16 protein-coding genes are annotated in these 17,391 nt (G+C 69.1%); 7 read left to right on the forward strand and 9 right to left on the reverse strand.

The annotated features are described in order from the left end of the window. Positions 1-190 precede the first annotated feature (190 nt). Entirely contained in the window at positions 191-844 is a 654-nt protein-coding gene (locus tag IAE41_RS14765) for a response regulator transcription factor (protein WP_200733623.1), read from the reverse strand. Beyond that, positions 837-3,863, reverse strand: coding sequence for a sensor histidine kinase (locus tag IAE41_RS14770; RefSeq protein WP_200733624.1), 3,027 nt, complete (start codon positions 3,861-3,863; stop codon positions 837-839). Before IAE41_RS14770 ends, IAE41_RS14765 begins: the two co-directional genes overlap by 8 nt. A 99-nt stretch (positions 3,864-3,962) precedes the next feature. Here IAE41_RS14770 and IAE41_RS14775 point away from each other — a divergent pair, with 99 nt between their 5' ends. The 6 genes from IAE41_RS14775 to IAE41_RS14800 all read left to right on the forward strand — a co-directional run bounded on the left by IAE41_RS14775 (position 3,963) and on the right by IAE41_RS14800 (position 9,558). Beyond that, positions 3,963-4,295, forward strand: a complete 333-nt coding sequence (locus tag IAE41_RS14775) for a hypothetical protein (protein ID WP_108745828.1) — start codon at positions 3,963-3,965, stop codon at positions 4,293-4,295. A gap of 78 nt (positions 4,296-4,373) precedes the next feature. Continuing rightward, entirely contained in the window at positions 4,374-4,808 is a 435-nt protein-coding gene (locus IAE41_RS14780) for an AraC family transcriptional regulator (protein ID WP_200733625.1), read from the forward strand. Further along, positions 4,805-5,461, forward strand: a complete 657-nt coding sequence (locus tag IAE41_RS14785; protein WP_079222173.1) for a hydrolase — start codon at positions 4,805-4,807, stop codon at positions 5,459-5,461. Before IAE41_RS14780 ends, IAE41_RS14785 begins: the two co-directional genes overlap by 4 nt. 2 nt (positions 5,462-5,463) lie before the next feature. Continuing rightward, positions 5,464-5,889, forward strand: a complete 426-nt coding sequence (locus tag IAE41_RS14790; RefSeq protein ID WP_200733626.1) for a DoxX family membrane protein — start codon at positions 5,464-5,466, stop codon at positions 5,887-5,889. 119 nt (positions 5,890-6,008) lie between these two features. Next, positions 6,009-7,856 carry an amidohydrolase gene (locus IAE41_RS14795; RefSeq protein WP_200733642.1) on the forward strand — a complete coding sequence of 616 codons (1,848 nt, stop codon included), beginning with the start codon at positions 6,009-6,011 and terminating at the stop codon, positions 7,854-7,856. A gap of 52 nt (positions 7,857-7,908) precedes the next feature. Continuing rightward, the gene (locus IAE41_RS14800; RefSeq protein WP_200733627.1) at positions 7,909-9,558 is read left to right on the forward strand and encodes an MFS transporter; all 1,650 of its coding nucleotides are present in this window, start codon (positions 7,909-7,911) and stop codon (positions 9,556-9,558) included. Between the two features lie 106 nt (positions 9,559-9,664). Here the strand turns inward: IAE41_RS14800 and IAE41_RS14805 are convergent, their stop codons facing one another. Continuing rightward, positions 9,665-10,489, reverse strand: a complete 825-nt coding sequence (locus IAE41_RS14805; protein WP_108759715.1) for an alpha/beta hydrolase — start codon at positions 10,487-10,489, stop codon at positions 9,665-9,667. A 207-nt stretch (positions 10,490-10,696) separates the two neighbouring features. On the opposite strand from IAE41_RS14805, the gene IAE41_RS14810 reads away from it, so the two are divergent. Beyond that, entirely contained in the window at positions 10,697-11,116 is a 420-nt protein-coding gene (locus tag IAE41_RS14810; protein WP_200733628.1) for a hypothetical protein, read from the forward strand. Between the two features lie 50 nt (positions 11,117-11,166). Here IAE41_RS14810 and IAE41_RS14815 read toward each other — a convergent pair whose 3' ends face one another. The 6 genes from IAE41_RS14815 to IAE41_RS14840 form a co-directional block, all read right to left on the reverse strand. After that, positions 11,167-11,871: a DUF2968 domain-containing protein gene (locus tag IAE41_RS14815; RefSeq protein ID WP_079222167.1), complete on the reverse strand. Its 705-nt coding sequence runs from the start codon at positions 11,869-11,871 to the stop codon at positions 11,167-11,169. Positions 11,872-11,970: 99 nt separating this feature from the next. Then, positions 11,971-14,115 carry a TadG family pilus assembly protein gene (locus IAE41_RS14820; protein ID WP_200733629.1) on the reverse strand — a complete coding sequence of 715 codons (2,145 nt, stop codon included), beginning with the start codon at positions 14,113-14,115 and terminating at the stop codon, positions 11,971-11,973. A 10-nt stretch (positions 14,116-14,125) separates the two neighbouring features. Beyond that, positions 14,126-14,617, reverse strand: coding sequence for a DUF3613 domain-containing protein (locus IAE41_RS14825; protein WP_200733630.1), 492 nt, complete (start codon positions 14,615-14,617; stop codon positions 14,126-14,128). Continuing rightward, entirely contained in the window at positions 14,614-15,495 is an 882-nt protein-coding gene (locus tag IAE41_RS14830) for a Flp pilus assembly protein TadD (RefSeq protein WP_200733631.1), read from the reverse strand. Before IAE41_RS14830 ends, IAE41_RS14825 begins: the two co-directional genes overlap by 4 nt. 5 nt (positions 15,496-15,500) lie before the next feature. Then, positions 15,501-16,430, reverse strand: coding sequence for a type II secretion system F family protein (locus tag IAE41_RS14835; protein ID WP_200733632.1), 930 nt, complete (start codon positions 16,428-16,430; stop codon positions 15,501-15,503). Positions 16,431-16,458: 28 nt separating this feature from the next. Then, complete coding sequence (locus IAE41_RS14840) at positions 16,459-17,391, reverse strand: type II secretion system F family protein (RefSeq protein WP_200733633.1); 933 nt, start codon at positions 17,389-17,391, stop codon at positions 16,459-16,461.

Consider the following 17,391-nt stretch of genomic DNA (forward strand, 5'->3'; position numbering starts at 1 on the left):
CGGTGTGGGTGGGCAGGACCGTTGGCGCCATGGATGGCGCCATCGAGCCCCCATGGATGGGTTTACGGCGTGTCCTGACCATCCACACCGCCCCGCCCAACCAGCAGAAATCCAGAGCTGTTTTTGATCTTGCTTCGGCTTCAGTTTGAAGCGGGTGCAGGGCTGCAAGCCCTGCAGAAAACCCCCACCCTCAATCGTGGCCGGTGTCATCCAGGCTGATGATCCCGCGACGCAACGCCTGCGTCACCGCATGCGTGCGATCACCGACGCCCAGCTTGTCCATCAAGCTCTTCATGTGCGCCTTCACCGTCTGCTCGGAAATCTGCATCCGCTCGCCAATGCGCTTGTTCGACAAGCCGCCGGCGACGTGCCGCAGCACCTCCGTCTCGCGCGGCGACAGCCGGTCCTCCACCACGTGCGCGGCAATGCTCGCTGCCACGGCCGGTGGAATCGCGGCGCGCCGGCCGCCAGCCACCGTGCGGATCGTGTCCACCAGCTCGTGGCGCAGCATGTCCTTGAGCAGGTAGGCGCTGGCACCGGCCTGCAGCGCACGTACCGCGCGCACATCGCCGCGGTAGGTGGTCAGCACGATGATGCGTGCGCGCGGATCCAGCGCACGGATCCGCACGATCGCTTCCACGCCGTCCAGGCGCGGCATCTGCAGGTCCATCAGCACCACGTCCGGCTGCAGTTCCTGGTAGCGCGCGATCGCTTCTTCGCCATCGGCGGCTTCGCCCAGCAGGCGCAGGTCCGGTTGCGCGCCGAGCAGGGCGGCCAGGCCGTCGCGCAGCAGGGGGTGGTCATCGACCACCAGCACGCCGATCAGAGAAGGGGATTCAGTCATCGCGTTTTCTGCTCCAGGGCCAGCGCCAACGCGGCGGCCGGCGGTGATACAGGCGCCGTGCGGGAACCGCCAGCGCCACTTCGGTGCCCAGTCCCGGGCGGGTCCACAGCTGCAGTTCGGCACCCAGGCGCTGTGCGCGTTCGCGCATGCCCTGCAGGCCCCAGTGGCCATGGCCGGCATCGTCGTCGGCGATGCCCACGCCGTCATCGCGCACGTGCAGCAGGAAACAACGGCTGCCGTAGGACAGTTCCACTTCGATGGCGCTGGCCTCGGCATGGCGCAGGGCATTGCGGATCGCTTCGCGGCCGATCAGGAACACCTCTTCCACCGCGTCGGGTTGCAGTGGCGGCGGCGTGCCCTCCACGGTCAGCCTCAGCGGGTTGGTGCCCTGGCCGGCGTATTCGGCGTGCACGTCGGCCAGCGCGGTGGCCAGGTCACGGCCGGCGAACGGACCATCCCGCAGGGCGTTGACCCGTTCGCGCCCTTCGGCGAGGTTGCGCTCGGCTAGCTGCATTGCCGATTCCAGCTGGGTGCGCACGCTGTCCGGCGTCTGCGCCGATTGGCTGATGGCGTGCAGGCGCAGGATCAGCCCCTGGCTGCCTTGCAGCAGGGTGTCGTGCAGGTCGCGCGCGATGCGCTCGCGTTCTCCATGGCGTTCCTGCAGGCGGGCACGGAACAGCGCGGCCAGCTGGCCGCTTCGGATGCGCACGGCCAGTACCAGCGCCGCCAGCACCAGCGCAGCGCACAGCAGCTTGAACCAGACCGTCTGCACGAACGTGGCGGCGATGCTGAAGGTGCGGCTGGCCGGGGCTGTGCTCCAGACGCCGTCTTCGTTGGCCGCCTCCACATCGAAGCGGTACGTGCCCGGGGCCAGGTTGGTGTAATAGGCACGGGTACTGCTGCCGGCGTCCTGCCAGCCCTCGTCCACGCCGGTCAGCCGGTAGCGGTAGCGGTTGCGTTCGGGGCGGGCCAGCGACAGCGCCACATAGTCGATCTGCAGCTGGGTGGTGCCGGCTGGCAGGCGCAGTCCTTCCTGCAGTGGTGCCTGGGTGGCGCCGTACAGCACATCGCCGATGCGGACGCCGGGTGCCAAGGTGTTGCGGTGCGCGGCGTTGGTGTCCAGCCATGCCAAGCCCTGGTTGGTGGCCAGCCACAGCAGGCCGTCGGCGGCCTGGACGGCGGTAGGGATCGGGCCGCTCTGCAGGGCGATGCCAGGCATGCCGTCCACGGCATCGAACAGCCGCGGTGCTACCGGTTGATGGCTGCGCACGGCATCGCGCAGGGCCGTGCGGTCCAGTCGCACAAGCCCGCGGCTGCCATTGAGCCAGAGCCGCCCATGTGCATCGGCCACCATGCCGGTGATGCCTTCCAGCACGCCCGCCATATCCGTGCGCACCTCGCTGAAGGGGGTCTCGCCGATGCGCGCGGCCAGCCCGGCTTCGCCGGCCACCAGCAGCATGTCCTGGTCCTGCAGCAGGGCGGTCACCGGCCCGACGGCGAGGCCCTGGCGCGCATCGAAGGTCGCCACGCCGCTGGCATCCATGCGCCGCAGGCGCCCATCGGCATAGCCCAGCAGCAGGGCACCAGCGCTGCCCATCGCCATCGTCGAACATGCCTGCTCGGGCAGGCGCGCCTGGCGGTACCACTGCGCATGCTGGTAGTGCAGGACGCCACGCTCGCCGACACAGGCCCAGGCTTCCTCGTCGTTGGGGAACAGCACCGCCTGCAGGGATTGACCGGTGTACGGGGCTGGCGACGGAATGCGGGTCGCGTGACCGTTGACGGTGCGGACCAGGTTGATCCAGTCGAACTGCCACAGCGGTGTCGGCGCCTGGCGCGCGGCCTCCTGCAGCTGCGCGGCGCGCTCGCCCAGCAGTGAGCGGCGCAGGTCGTAGGGTTTCAGATCCTCGCCATAGCCGTACACGCGCCCGTCGCTGGCACGTACCAGCGAGCGGTAGGGATCGGTGGGGCCGGCCGCCAGGGCCTGCACGCTGCGCGCGCGGAAGCGGTTGAGGCCGAGGTTGGTGCCGACCCAGAGATTGCCCTCGCGGTCGAGGAGGACCGGCACCGCCGACGTCGCGGTCAGGCCCTGCGGCGTATCGAAGCGCTCCATGTGCGTGGCCTGGTCACCTTCGAAAGTGACCCTTGCTACGCCGCCGTGCGGGCTCATGGTGGCCCACAGCGCGCCATCGGCAGTGAACTGCAGGCGCGCTGCGACCAGCTCGGGCAGGCGCCGCGCCTCGCGCTCGGCGGCAGGCAGCAGGCCCTGCGCGTTGGCCAGTGGCGAGGTGCCCCGGTTGCGGTCGGCCAGCCAGATCTCGCCGCGCGGGCTTTCGGCCAGCGAGGCCATCTGCGAGACGGCGATCCCGGTGTCCTCGAACGTGCTGGCACCGGCTGGCCGTCGCCAGACCTTCAGGTCGGCCAGCACCCAGAATGTGCCGTGGCGGTCATGCAGCAGCCACTGCACGCGGCGCTCGGGAACGCCGCTGCCAAGGGGTAATGCACGCCAGTGCACGCCATCGAACCAGCGCAGGCCACCGTTGATGGCCGCCCACAGGTGGCCATCGCGGTCACGGCTGAAGTGCGGCACCACGCCCGTTGGCACGCCCTGGCCACGGCCGAAGCTGTGCAGGTGCGCCGCGGAGAGCTGGCTGATGCCGGCCTGGAAGTAGCCGATCCACAGGCTGTCGTCGGCATCCAGGGCCAGGCTGACCATGTTGGTGGACGGGAACGCGGAACCGGCCGGTGCCGGCTGTCGTTCGAAGCGACGGCCGTCGAAGCGGTACAACCCTGAACCGGTCGCAAGCCACAGCATGCCCTGGTGGTCCTGTGCGATGTCCCAGATATCGCCGGGCGCCCCTTGGCCCACCCGCCATGCCGTGTGCTGGTAGCCGGGCATGCCGTTGGCCACGGCCGGGCGCTGCTCGGCGAAGGCGGGCAGGGCGATCAGCAGCAGGCACGTCAGCAGCGCCGGCAGGCGACGCAGGAAGGGGAAGGGGCGGCCACGCATGGGCAGCATTCTGGCAGGTGCGGGTCAGGCTAGGGTGACCCGAACGGGGTAGGCGCGATGGCCGCCGGATCAGCTATCACGCCGGCAATGGAGTGATGGAGGCTGAGGATGCAGCGGCTGTTCGTGATGTTCCCCGATCGCGGGCCCGGGCTGGGCCTGCTCTGGCTGCGGCTGTGCCTGGCCGGTGCGTTGTGCGCGCCAGGCCTGCATGACGGCGGTCTGGTGGTGCTGTGCGCGCTCGGCGTGGCACTGCTGGTACTGGGCTGGCTGACCCCGCTGTCGGCCGGGCTGGCCTGTGCCGGGCTGTGGCTGCAGGGCGCGGCATTGCCGCTGCTGGCGCTGCCGCTGGCCTTGCTGCTGCTGGGGCCGGGCGCCTATTCGCTGGATGCGCGGCAGTTCGGCCGGCGCCGGCTGGGCCGGCGGCCTCCCCCGAATGGGTGAGTGGCAGCCACGACCGACGGGGGTACGGCGCCAGCGCCGTCCACCGCACCATGGGACACCCCGTCGCGGTGCTCTGTCATGGCCGAAGCTACACCGCCCGTCGTCCTTGCCGCCGCGCTGGCGCCGCACCAGGCTGCCGCCCTGCAGCGCGCACTGCATTACATCGATGCGCACCTGTCGCAGCCGCTGCGGGTGACCGAGCTGGCCGAAGTTGCGTGCGTGAGCCGTTTCCACCTGGTGCGGCTGTTCCGCACCGGCACTGGTGCGAGCCCGCTGCGCTATCTGCGCCGCCGCCGCATCGAACGCGCGCGGCAGCTGCTGCCGGTCGCGGACCAGCCGATGTCCCGCCTGGCCCAGCACCTGGGCTTCTTCGACCAGAGCCATTTCGTCCGCAGCTTCCGTGCCGAGACCGGGTGCAGCCCCGGCCAGTACCTCGCCGGTGACGCCGCGCTGCACCTGCCCGCTGTCCATCCCTCTTCTGTTGCCCCGCCCACTACTGGAACCCACCCATGACCACCGCTACCGCCACGCCTGCCAAGGGCCTGCTTTCCCCGACCGACCACGCCCTGGTGCTGATCGACTTCCAGTCGCAGATGGCGTTCGCCACCCACACCATCGATATCTCCGCGCTGCGCAACAACGTGTCGCTGATCAGCAAGGGGGCCAAGGGCTTCAACGTGCCGGTGGTGCTGACCACGGTTGCCGAGCAGTCGTTCTCCGGCCCGATGTTCCCGGAACTGCCGCAGATCTTCCCCGGCCAGGCCGTGTTCGACCGCACCTCGATGAATACCTGGGAAGACCAGCCGGTGATCGATGAGATCAACCGCATCGGCAAGCAGCGCCTGGTGCTGGCGGGCCTGTGGACCAGCGTGTGCATCGTCGGCCCGACCCTGTCGGCGCTGGAGCAGGGCTTCGAGGTCTACGTGATCACCGATGCCTGCGGTGATGTCAGTGACGAAGCACATGAGCGTGCCATCACCCGCATGGTGCAGGCCGGCGCGCGCCCGATCACCAGCGTGCAGTACCTGCTGGAACTGCAGCGCGACTGGGCACGCGGCGAGACCTATGGCCTGACCACCGGCATCGCCCGCGACCACGCCGGTGGCTACGGCATCGGCATCCAGTACGCCAAGACCATGTTCGGCGCGCAGGAAGGCGGCCACTGAACATGGACGGCGGGCACGGCCTGGACCTTGCCCTGCTGATCCTGCGCGTGGCAGCGGGAGGTTTCCTGCTGCCACATGCGCTGGGCAAATTGTTCGGCTGGTTCGGTGGCCCTGGCCTGGCCGGGTTTGCCGGCGAGCTGCGTGGCTTTGGCCTGCCAGCGGTGGCCCCGCTGCCGCTGTTGCTGGCCTTGCTGCAGGTCGCGTCCGGGCTGGCTGTGCTGCTGGGCTGGCAGACCCGTGGCGCGGCGCTGCTCGCGGCCGCGTTCATTGCCTTCACCGCGCTGCTGGCCCTGCCCAAGGGCTGGTTCTGGATGCGCGGCGGCACCGAATACCCGTTGATGTGGACGCTGGCACTGCTGGCGATCGCCTTGGCCGGTCCGGGCGCCTGGGCGCTCGATGGCCTGGCACGTGCTGGAGACATTGCATGAGTTCTTCCCCCCTCGACCCTGGCCGACGCAACGTCGTGCTGGCCAGCGGCGCCGCGATGGCGCTGGGGCTGGCCGGCGGTGCCGCTGCGGCCATCGATTCCATACCGAAGGAGCGTCGCATGAGCACGCTGGTCATCAGAAACGCCCGCATCACCACCCTCGACCCGCAGCAGCCGCATGCGCAGGCGCTGGCCGTGCAGAACGCCCGCATTGCCGCTGTCGGCAGCGACGAGCAGATCATGCGCGAGTGGGGCAACGAGGCCACCATCCTCGACGCGCAGGGCCGCCGCATTGTGCCGGGTCTCAATGACAGCCACACCCACCTGATCCGCGGTGGCCTGAACTACAACCTGGAGCTGCGCTGGGACGGCCTGCGCTCGCTGGCCGATGCCATGGCCATGCTGAAGGCCCAGGTCGACCGCACCCCGGCGCCGCAATGGGTGCGCGTGGTCGGTGGTTTCACTGCCGCGCAGTTCACCGAGAAGCGCCTGCCGACGCTGCAGGAGCTCAACGACATCGCACCGGATACGCCGGTGTTCCTGCTGCACCTGTACGACCGCGCGCTGCTCAACCGCGCGGCGCTGCGTGCCTGTGGCTACACCAAGGAAACACCGGACCCGCCGGGTGGCCAGATCGTGCGCGACTCGCTGGGCAACCCGACCGGCCTGCTGCTGGCCAAGCCCAACGCGCTCATCCTGTACGCGACGCTGGCCAAGGGCCCACGCCTGCCGATCGAGTACCAGTCCAATTCCACCCGCCACTTCATGCGCGAGTTGAACCGGCTGGGCATCACCTCGGTGATCGATGCTGGCGGCGGCTTCCAGAATTACCCCGAGGACTACCAGGTCATCGAACAGCTGCACCGCGATGACCAGCTGACCGTGCGCATCGCCTACAACCTGTTCACCCAGAACAAGGGCAACGAGGTCAACGATTTCCGCGGATGGAGCGAAATCCTGCAGCCGCGCCAGGGCGATGATCTGCTGCGCCACAACGGCGCAGGCGAAATGCTGGTGTTCTCAGCGGCCGACTTCGAGCTGTTCAGCGAACCACGCCCGGAACTGCCGCCGGAGCTGGAGCCGGAACTGCACGATGTGGTCAGGCTGCTGGTCGAGAAGCGCTGGCCGTTCCGCATCCACGCGACCTATGACGAGAGCATCACCCGCATCCTGGATGTGTACGAGCAGGTGAACCGCGAGGTGCCGTTCGATGGCCTGCACTGGTTCATCGACCACGCCGAGACCATCACCCCGCGCAACATCGAGCGCATCCGTGCGCTGGGCGGCGGCATCGCCGTGCAGCACCGCATGGCCTACCAGGGCGAGGCGTTCGTCGAGCGCTACGGCGTGCAGGCCGCGCGGCACACGCCGCCGGTCAAGCGCATGCTGGCCGAAGGCGTGCCGGTCGGTGCCGGTACCGATGCCACCCGCGTGGCCAGCTACAACCCCTGGGTAGCGCTGTCCTGGCTGGTGACCGGACGTACCGTCGGTGGCCTGGCGCTGTATGGCGACGAGAACCTGCTGGAGCGCGAACAGGCCCTGCGCCTGTGGACGCAGGGCAGTGCCTGGTTCTCCGGCGACGAAGCCGTGAAGGGCACGCTGAAGCAAGGCCAGCTGGCCGACTTCATCCTGCTGTCGGCCGATTTCTTCCGTGTCGATGACGCGCAGATCGCCGACATCACCAGCCTGCTGACCGTGGTCGGTGGCCGCATCGTGCATGCCGATGGTGACTACGCTGGCCTGGCCCCGCAGCTGCCGCCGGCGATGCCGGACTGGTCGCCGGTCAACAGGTTCGGTGGCTACCACGTCGGCGGCACCACCACCGGCCTGGCTGCCGCCCACCGTCATCACCACGGCGTGGCCTGCAGCACCCACGGCGCCCACGGCCATGCCGCGCAGCACGCCGCCCCCACCGATGACCTGACCGCGTTCTGGGGTGCGATGGGATGCTCATGTTTCGCGTTCTGAACCACGCCGGTGCCGCGGGCACGGTGGACGCACCGATCGTTGGAGCAAGGCCATGGTGAACGCAAGCACGCCGCAGGCACCCGCACAGACTGCCGGTGCCTGGTCCCCGCTGAAGATCCGCATGTTCCGCGCACTGTGGCTGGCCATCCTGGCCAGCAACATCGGCACGTGGGTCAATGATGTTGCCGCCGCCTGGGTGATGGCCGAACGCACCGGTTCGCCGCTGATGGTGGCCCTGGTGCAGTCGGCCACCACGGTGCCCATCGTGCTGCTGGCGCTGGTCGCCGGCACGCTGGCCGACATCGTCGACCGCCGCAGGTACCTGTTGTTCACCCAGGGCTGGATGCTGCTGGTGGCGGCGGTGATGGCAGCGCTGACCGCCAGCGGCCACCTGAGCCCGAACCTGCTGGTGGTGCTGACCTTCTGCATGGGCTGTGGCGCGGCGATGGCGATGCCCGCACAGGCCGCCATCGTCTCCGAGCTGGTGCCGCAACCGATGCTGGCCTCGGCGGTGGCGCTGAACTCGATCGGCATCAACATCGCGCGGTCGATCGGACCGGCCATCGGCGGCGTCATCGTGGCGCAGCTGGGCGCGGTCTGGGCATTCGGCTTCAATGCCATCACGTTCGCGGCGATGTTGTTCGTGGTGTGGGGCTGGAAGCGCGATCCGAAGGCTTCGAGCCTGCCGCCTGAAGGGTTCGGCGCGGGCCTGAAGGCCGGCCTGCGCTATGCCAGCCGTGCCGGGCGCCTGCAGGCAGTGCTGATCAAATCGGTTGGCTTCTTCTTCTTTGCTGCAGCGATGAACGCGATGCTGCCGGTGGTGGTCCGTGGCCAGATGCACGGCGGGGCAGGGCAGTACGGCATCCTCCTGGGCTGCATCGGCATTGGTGCAGTGGGCGGCGCGCTGCTGCTGCCCAAGCTGCGTGCGAAGCTCGACCGCGACCTGCTGGTGCTGTTGGCGACGCTGGCGCTGGCGGCAAGCCTGGTCGGCCTGGCGTTGACCCGCAGCTGGTACGTGCTGCCGCTGGTGATGCTGGTCAATGGCTTTGCCTGGATCACCGTGCTGTCCTCGCTGCAGATTGCTGCGCAGACTGCGGTGCCGGCATGGGTGCGCGCGCGTGCATTGGCCCTTTACATCATGGTGTTCTCGGCTGGCATGGCCGCCGGTGGCCTGAGCTGGGGCGCGCTGGCGCAGCGCACCTCGCCGGGGCTTGCGCTGCTGGTGGCTGCTGCGGGTGCAGTGATCGGTGGCCTGCTGGTCTGGCGCGTGCGCATTGCCGGTACCGAGGAACTGAACCTGCGCCCGGCCGGGCACTGGCCCGCACCCGAGCTGTCGGTGCCGGTGTCGCACGACCGTGGACCGGTGCTGGTGACGGTGGAATACCGCATCGATGCCGCTGACCGCGCTGCCTTCCAGGCACAGATGCGCGCGCTGGGTACGATCCGCCGCCGCGATGGTGCAGTGGTCTGGGGCGTGGTGGAGGATGTGGCGACGCCGGGCATCCACCTGGAGTATTTCGTGACTGCCTCGTGGCTGGAGCACCTGCGCCAGCACGAACGCATCACCGCCGATGACAAGGCGATCCAGGAAGTGCTGCGCGACCTGCATCGCGGCGAACGTGCGCCGGTGGTGCGGCACTTCGTGGGTGGGCATGACCCGCTGCCGGCAGCCGGCGTTCCGCACCACCACAGCGACATCTGAAGGGTAGCGCCGGGCCGTGCCCGGCGGATTCGGTGTTCGGCCGCCGGGCATGGCCCGGCGCTACCATGCATCAGCGGCGGCGCCATTGCAGCGCCGCCGCCACGCGTCACTTGCGTGCGAACGCCAGCAGGTCGGCGTTGAACTGGTCGGCGTGGGTGATGGTCAGGCCGTGCGGGGCGCCGGCGTAGACCTTCAGTTCGGCATCCTTGATGATCTGCGAGGACAGCTTGGCCGAGGCATCGAACGGCACGATCTGGTCGTCATCACCATGCACGACCAGGGCCGGCACGTCGATCTTCTTCAGGTCTTCGGTGTAATCCACTTCCGAGAATTCGTGCACGCAGTCGTACTGGCCCTTGACGCCGCCCAGCATGCCCTGCAGCCAGAACGAATCACGCATGCCCTGGGTGACGCTGTTGCCATCGCGGTTGGCGCCGAAGAACGGCGTGGTCAGGTCCTTGAAGAACTGCGAACGGTCACCGCCGGTGCCCTGGCGGATGCCGTCGAAGACGTCCAGCGGGGTGCCGGCCGGGTTGGCATCGGTCTTCAGCATCAGCGGCGGCACGGCGCCGACCAGCACCACCTTGGCCACGCGCTTGCTGCCGTGGCGGCCGATGTAGTGCGCCACTTCGCCACCGCCGGTGGAGTGGCCGACCAGGATCGCGTCCTTCAGGTCGAGGGCTTCGATCACCGCCGCCAGGTCATCGGCGTAGGTGTCCATGTTGTTGCCGTCCCAGGTCTGGCTGGAGCGGCCGTGGCTGCGGCGGTCATGGGCGATGACGCGGTAGCCGTTCTGGCCCATGAACAGCATCTGCGGGTCCCACGCGTCGGACGACAGCGGCCAGCCATGCGCGAACACGATCGGCTGGCCGGTGCCCCAGTCCTTGTAGAAGATGCGGGCGCCGTCTTTGACGGTTACGAAGTTGCTCATTGCAGGTTCCTTTGGCGGTAGGGGAAAGACACCGGCGGTCGCGCTGCCGGCGTACCGGCAGTACAGCGCAGGTTCCATCCCGTGGCTTGCACGCCTGTGTCCGATGGAGGGCAGGCGGTCACCGGCCGCGATGACGCGCTTCGCTCTGGCGGAACCGGGGCGATGCTGGCCACGATGTCCGCCAGGCCAGGCCAGGGAGGAGGCGGCATGCAGAGGACACTGTGGAGAATGATCGTGGGGTGGCTGCTGGCCGGTGCGGTGCAGGCCCAGACCCATGTCTACAAATGCGTGGACGGGCCGCACCCGGTCTATCAGCAGACGCCCTGCCAGGGGCGCGCGGAATGGCGCTGGGACGTGCCGGTGGAGGCGGCGCAGCCGCGTGGCAGTGGTGAGGTGGCACCGTCGCGTGTGGCACGGCCGACCCGGTCTGGCCGTGCGCCCGGCAGAACCACGCGTGGCCGCAGTGGCCGCAGCGAGGGTGCGCTGATCACGCTGGAACGCGATCCCGCCGGCTGTCAGCAGGCGCGTCGCGAGCAGGCACGGAAGATGACGCGGGCCCGTCGGCTGGATTACCAGCAGCGGCGGCAGCTGGATGACGCGCTGCGCCTGGCCTGCCAGCAGCCCTGAAACAACAACGGCACCCGAAGGTGCCGTTGCGGGCGTGCGGTGCCGGTGACTCAGTTGCCGTCGCTGGCGGCCGCCGGTGCGCCCGAAGCGCCGGCCTTCGGCAGGCTCAGTTCCGGGTTGCCCTGTTCGGCCTGCAGGATCTGGATACGGCGCTGCAGGGCATCCAGCTGGTTGTTGGTGCTCTGCACGTCCGTGCTCAGGCTGACCGCCTGCTGCTGGGCCTGCTGCAGGGAGGCGCTGACCTGGGCCGACTGCGCCTGCTGCTGCTCCATTTCCAGCTGCAGGGTGCGCAGACGCTCTTCGTTGTAGGACACCAGGCGCTCGGTGTAGCGCTTGCCTGCTTCGAGGCGGGTGGTGTCGATGTAGACCTGGGCCAGCTGCTCGGTCTGCTGAACGAAGGTGCGGTAGACGCGTTCGGCGTTGTCGACCGCATCGGTCTTGATGACGCGCCAGAAGTTCTTTTCCTGGAACAGCGCCACGTAGTAGGTCAGGGTGCTGGCATTGAACAGCAGGCTGGCGCCGTAGTTGCCGTTGTAGGTGGTGCGCAGCTCGGTGAGCTGGTTCGCATCCATCAACTGCTTGAGTTCGTCAACCGTATTGCGCACCACCGGCCCGCTGCGGACCGGTTCGGCCGCCGCTTCGCGATCGCCGCGTGCTGCCAGTGCCGGCGGTGCCACCACGATCATGGCCATGGCCAGCAGTGCCGCGCCGCGCGGATACCGGGCGAAGACGGTGCCCCCTGAAGTTTCTCGCATGTCTAGACCATCCACGAACGAAGTGTGGTTGAAATGAATGTGGTTCCCCGCCGCGAGTCTAGCATGGGTGCAGCAGCCGCCAACCGCACCGGACAGGGGTCAATACACCAGCTGGGCGGCATTGCAATGGATCGACTGCATGCTGACGTCGGTACGGCCCAGTTCCAGGCCCAGCAGGTCGGCCAGGACCTGGGTCAGCAGGGCGCCGACGCTGTTGAGCACGGGCTTGAGCGCGGACAGGATCGGCGTAAGCACGGTGCACAGCAGGCCCGAGCAGCTGACCGCGTTGCCGGGCCCGGTGACCCCATCGCCGCCGGTGGGGTCGATGAAACCGCCGGGCTTGGTCTGGATGTAGGAGGCCAGGTTGTCGCGCACGCAGTTGTTGTAGCTGACCAGGTTGGTGATGAGGCTGTCGCAGCGGTTGATCAGCAGGCCGCCCAGCAGCGCGCCGAGGGCACCATCGAGCAGGCCCAGGCCCTGGCCGGTGACCGCCGTGCGGTAGCCGGTCCACACCGATCCGTCTTCCCAGCACGTGGTGAGGCCCAGCACGCAGAGCCGGGGCACGCCTTTGGTGACGGTCCAGTCGCCCAGGGGGGCGAGGTTCTGCGCCGGACTGCCATCGCGCAGCAGTGGGATGACGTTGTCGACGTTGTAGCGGCTGTTTGGAGCATGCGCAGCCGCCAAGTAGCGTTCGGCCAGGGCGGTGGCAGCCTGCTTGGGGTCGCTCTTCGGGCCGCTGAGCATGCCGGACAGCACGCGCAGCAGCTCATTGACCAGGCTGGACACCGTATCGCCCACTGCCAGCGGATTGATGCGCGTGGAAGCGGTCTGGCCCGCGGCCAGGGTCAGGTTCTGGCTGTCGGTCAACGCTGGCAGGGTGATCCTGTTGTTGATGAGTGGCTGGCCGAGCAGGGTCAGCAGCTGCGCGTTCTGCAGCGTGGCGTCGCACACGTTGTTCTTCGAGAAGACATCGGCCGCGTTGACGTTGCCGACGCAGGCCCGCAGCACCGACGAGTCCACCTTGACCGTGGCGGTGGGCGGCGTGGCGCCGCACTGGATCGACGACAGCGTGCCCATCGCATTGGTCACGTCCACGTGCAGCGGCAGGTGCAGGCGCGTGCCCAGCAGCGACAGCAGCGCGCCGACCGCAGGCACGCGGTTGCTGTCGACGTCCACCATCAGCCGCACCTGGGCGTTGTACGCACGCGCGCCGACGCCACCGATGGCGATCGACGGTGGCTCGATCACGCCGGCCTTGACGTCGATGCCGAGCAGGTTGAGCCCGCGCACCTGCACGCCATTGTTGTCGTTGGCGATGGAAATGCCGGTGTTGAGCAGATCCAGCACGTTGATCTTCGATTCCAGCGCACTGCCGATGCTGCCATCCGGCGCGATCACCTCGGCGAACAGGCCGCCGCCGCCGTTCTGGCTGCCCAGGGTGATGTTGGCCTGGTTGATGTCCAGCCCGGTCGACACCAGGCTGCCAAGCGCACGCAGCTGCGCGGCCACGGCACTGTCGCGGCCAAGCACGACGGCGGTGGCATCGACCAGCTGCGCCAGCGAGATCTTGTTGACCGACAACAGGCGGTTGAAGTCGGCCACGCTCAGGTTGGCCTCCACCGGGATGCCCAGTGCCTTCAGCAGGCCCGACGGCGTGACGCTCACTTGCGCCAGGCCGTCGTAGGACAGCACGGTGGCGTTGCTCACATCCAGGCCGACCAGGCGCAGGGTGGCCATCAACGGCGAGTTGCCGTTGGTGCGCAGCAGCTGCGATCCGACGCTGAACACCGCAGACGGTGCCGTGCGCTTGGCCACGGCCTGGGCGCTGACCGTGGGCAGCTGTGCGTGGGCGCCGAAGAACGGCAGCACGCTGCGTTGCGCCACCACCTTCACCGCATTGCGCGGATTCTCCACGCTGACGGTACCGATGAAGTGATCGGCAGTGGCATGGTTGGCATTCCAGTTGCCGCAGCGCACGTCCAGTTGGCCGCCAAACCGGTTCTCCTGCAGCGCGTTCTGCCGCGCGGCGGCATTGTCGCTGTTGCCGGAGGTGCACAGGTCCAGGCGCTGCGCGCCTGCCAGCGCGGCCAGGTCGGCCACCTTCTGCGCGTCCCGCTTGGCCCAGAGCAGGTAGCCCACTTCGACCAGGCCGAGCATCGTCACCAGCCCGGCCATCACCAGCATCATGGTGACCGACATGCCACCGCGCTGGTGGAAGGTGAGGGTGCGTGGCGGACGGCGCATGGTCGAGTCCTCAGCGGCTGGAGCCGGACGTGCCCGAGCCGCGCGTCACGTCGGTTTCGAAGAAGTCCGGGATTTCGTGTTCGAAGCTCTTGAGGTAGCGCGCATAGCTGGCCGTGGCCTGGTCGCCGAGCATCGGCAGGCGGGCGCCCGCCTGGGTGCCGGACGCCTGCAGCTGGAACAGGTGGCGCACGGTGGCGCCGTTGCCGGACAGAGCCAGCGCGGCGGTGCTGCTGGTGGCGACCGGCGCGGCCTGCATGCTGGCGGTACTGGCTGCTGACGCAACCGCGGGCGCCGTCAGGTCGACGGTGGGCAGGGGCTCAGCTGTTGCTGGCGTGTGCACGGGCACCGGCGGCGCTGGCGCAGCCACGGCGGGCAGCGGGCCGCCCATCATCTGCCCGGTAAGCGGCGGCTGCGGCGACTGCGCGTTGCTTGCCGACGCCCAGAGCAGGCAGCTGGCGGCCAGGGCCATGCGGGGGCGGGACAGGAAATGAGAGGCGGTCATGGCGTGTTCCCGGTGGGGTGGTCGGCGCTGCCGAAGCGTTCAAGCATGGAAGGGGCGAGGCGTGGGACAAGCCGGTCATCGCGTTCGCTGCGCGTGGCTTCGGCGGCGATCCGGCCCGGCACGGCAACGCGGGTGGGCATGCTGCTGCGCGCGGCTGCGACGGGCGCGGTGGCCTGCGTGCTGCGCGCGGCGTCGCGTTGCTGCCAGCGCGTGCGTATCTGCTGCGCCTGTTCACTGATGTTGCGCTGTACGTCCGGGCTGAGCTGTGCCTGCGCCGCAAGGCGCTCGGCGGTGGCGGCATCACCGCGCAGCACGGCCCACAGCGCCAGGTTGGCGGTGGCCTTGGCATTGCCCGGCTGCAGCTCCAGTGCCTTGGCCAGTGGTTCGCGCGCCTGGTCCAGCTGGCCGGCACGCAGGCGTGCGTAGCCCAGGTCACCGAGGTAGTCGGTGTTCAATGGCTGCAGGCGGGTGGCCCGTGCCAAGGCTTGTTCGCTGGCGGCATCATCGTTGCGGCGCGCGGCGATCAGCCCCAGGCCGTGCGCGGCCGCGGCCGCCTGTGGGCCGGAATCCAGGCTGCGGTAGATGTCGGCAGCGGCGTCGGCCTGGCCCGTTTCGCGCAGGGCATCGGCCTGCAGCAGGCGCAGCGCGGGCGCATCGCCGAAGCGCTGGCGATAGGCATCCACGTGGGCCAGCGAGGCGAACCATGCACCCTGCTGCTGCATGCGTGCGATCAGTTCCAGGTAGGTGTTGCGGCTGTCCTGCGGCGCCGGCGTGGGTTCGGCCAGGCTCGGCGCCTGCCGGTAGGCCGGCGTGGTCGAGGCGCAACCGGCCAGCGCGGCCAGGGCACACAGCAGGTAGGCAGGGCGAAGTGCGGGCATGGTGTTCATCCCATCTTGGTCAAGGTATTGGCCAGCGCCACCAGCGCAGGGCCGGCCAGCACCAGCATCAGCGCCGGCAGCAGGGTCAGCATCATCACCACGGTCATCTTCACCGAGAGCTTTCCGACCTTTTCCTTCAGCGTGTTGCGGCGCTGCTCGCGCAGGCGGACGCTGAACTGGCGCAGCGGTTCCTGCACGGCACCGCCATGTGCGTGCACCTGCAGGATCAGCTGCACGAGGCTGGACAGGTCATCGTCGCCATAGACGTCGCTGAGGCGGCGCAGCGACTGTGCGCGCGTGCGGCCCAGCGAATAGGCGGTGTTGGCTTCATGGATCTCGCCGCCCAGCACCGGGAGTGCATCGCGCAGCTTCTCGCCCAGCGTCTGCAGGCTCTGGTCCATGCTGAAGCCCACCCCCTGCAGCAGGCGCAGCAGGTCGATCAGCAGCGGCAGTTCGTTGGATACCGCGCGGCGCCGGCGCGCCACCCAGCTGGACAGTGCGAACTTGGGCAGCAGCAGGCCCGCAGCCAGTGCACCGATGACCACCATGAAGCGAGACGCCCCGGTGGCATCACTCAGTGCCAGTGCAGCCACCAGTACCAGCACGGCCAGCAGCAGCCGCAGCGCGAGATAGATGGCGGTGCCGCGACGCGTGTTCCAGCCGGCCAGATCCAGCAGCAGCCGGTCTTCGCTGGCCAGCAGGGCGGCCTCCAGCCGGCCTCCGGTGAACAGTAGGCCGAGCTGCTGCAGCCAGCCCAGGGAGTCGCGTGCCGGCGCGGTGTCTGGCGGCGCAGCGTCACGCGGGCGCAGGGCGGTCTGCAGGGTGGCACTGGTGCGTGCTTCACGGCTGCCGCGCACCCAGCCGCCCAGGCCGAGCAGGGCCACGCCCGCGGCCAGCACCAGCAGGGCCAGCATCCACCAGGTCGCGGCGCTCATTGCAGGTCTCCCGGGAACAGGCGTGCGTTCATAGCGAGCGCGCCAGGCGATACAGCAGGAAGCCGCCGACCAGTTCCAGGCCGAGGGCGATCAACAGCACCTTGTGGCCCAGCGGGTCGTGCAGCACGGGCTGGAAGAAGTCGGGGCTGCTGATGGCCATCAGCACCGCGCTGATGGGTGGCAGCAGGCCCAGCACCCAGGCCGACATGCGGGTTTCCGAGGTGGTGGCGGCCAGTTCCTGCTGTGCCTGTTCCAGGTCACGCATGAAGTCGCCCATGCGCTGCAGGATCTGGTCGGAGCGGCCACCAATGCGCACGCTGACGCCGATCACCACGGCGAGCACCTTCAGCACATCCATCTGGTAGGGCTGGGCGGCCATGCCCAGCGCCCGGTCCAGGTCCATGCCGCTGCGCGCATAGCGCACGGTGGTGTCGAGCATGTCGCGCAACGGCGCGGTGGTCTGTACCGATGCGGTCTGGAACGCCATCTGCAGGCTGTTGCCCAGCGCGGTCAGCCGCACCAGGTTGTCGAGGAAATCGGGCAGCTGGTGCAGCAGGCGCGCCCGCAGCCGCGTGGTACGGCGGACGATCCACAGTGCGCAGGCAAGCAGGTACAGGCCCAGGGTGAGTGGGAACATCCACAGCGTGCCCAGGCGCAGTACAGCCACGGCGGACAGCGCGATGCCGGGCACGACCAGCAGCAGCGGCAGCTTCCAGCCCGGGCTGAGCCCGGCGCGCTGCAGGAAGGCATCCCAGGGCAGGCTGCGCTTGGCGGCTGCCGGTGCCCCCCGGCTCGGGTCGCTGGCCACAGGGGGCGCGTTGCCGCCGCGGCCCAACTGCTGCTCGGCATGCTGCAGGGAGGCCTGGCGCTGTTCGCGGCCGTGCGCGGCGCCCCACAGCCACACGGCGGCGGCCAGCAGCACGGCGACGATGCTCAGCAGCAGGAGTGCGCCGATGCCCAT

It is taken from the genome of Stenotrophomonas sp. S39 (genome assembly GCF_016624665.1).
Classification (GTDB): domain Bacteria; phylum Pseudomonadota; class Gammaproteobacteria; order Xanthomonadales; family Xanthomonadaceae; genus Stenotrophomonas.

Coding starts and splice junctions, on each gene's coding strand:
- IAE41_RS14785 (WP_079222173.1), top strand. CDS start 4,805: ATGACCACCGCTACCGCCACGCCTGCCAAGGGCCTGCTTTCCCCGACC.
- IAE41_RS14835 (WP_200733632.1), bottom strand. CDS start 16,430: ATGAGCGCCGCGACCTGGTGGATGCTGGCCCTGCTGGTGCTGGCCGCG.
- IAE41_RS14765 (WP_200733623.1), bottom strand. CDS start 844: ATGACTGAATCCCCTTCTCTGATCGGCGTGCTGGTGGTCGATGACCAC.
- IAE41_RS14840 (WP_200733633.1), bottom strand. CDS start 17,391: ATGGGCATCGGCGCACTCCTGCTGCTGAGCATCGTCGCCGTGCTGCTG.
- IAE41_RS14770 (WP_200733624.1), bottom strand. CDS start 3,863: ATGCTGCCCATGCGTGGCCGCCCCTTCCCCTTCCTGCGTCGCCTGCCG.
- IAE41_RS14805 (WP_108759715.1), bottom strand. CDS start 10,489: ATGAGCAACTTCGTAACCGTCAAAGACGGCGCCCGCATCTTCTACAAG.
- IAE41_RS14790 (WP_200733626.1), top strand. CDS start 5,464: ATGGACGGCGGGCACGGCCTGGACCTTGCCCTGCTGATCCTGCGCGTG.
- IAE41_RS14800 (WP_200733627.1), top strand. CDS start 7,909: ATGGTGAACGCAAGCACGCCGCAGGCACCCGCACAGACTGCCGGTGCC.
- IAE41_RS14820 (WP_200733629.1), bottom strand. CDS start 14,115: ATGCGCCGTCCGCCACGCACCCTCACCTTCCACCAGCGCGGTGGCATG.
- IAE41_RS14815 (WP_079222167.1), bottom strand. CDS start 11,871: ATGCGAGAAACTTCAGGGGGCACCGTCTTCGCCCGGTATCCGCGCGGC.
- IAE41_RS14810 (WP_200733628.1), top strand. CDS start 10,697: ATGCAGAGGACACTGTGGAGAATGATCGTGGGGTGGCTGCTGGCCGGT.
- IAE41_RS14780 (WP_200733625.1), top strand. CDS start 4,374: ATGGCCGAAGCTACACCGCCCGTCGTCCTTGCCGCCGCGCTGGCGCCG.
- IAE41_RS14830 (WP_200733631.1), bottom strand. CDS start 15,495: ATGCCCGCACTTCGCCCTGCCTACCTGCTGTGTGCCCTGGCCGCGCTG.
- IAE41_RS14825 (WP_200733630.1), bottom strand. CDS start 14,617: ATGACCGCCTCTCATTTCCTGTCCCGCCCCCGCATGGCCCTGGCCGCC.
- IAE41_RS14775 (WP_108745828.1), top strand. CDS start 3,963: ATGCAGCGGCTGTTCGTGATGTTCCCCGATCGCGGGCCCGGGCTGGGC.
- IAE41_RS14795 (WP_200733642.1), top strand. CDS start 6,009: ATGAGCACGCTGGTCATCAGAAACGCCCGCATCACCACCCTCGACCCG.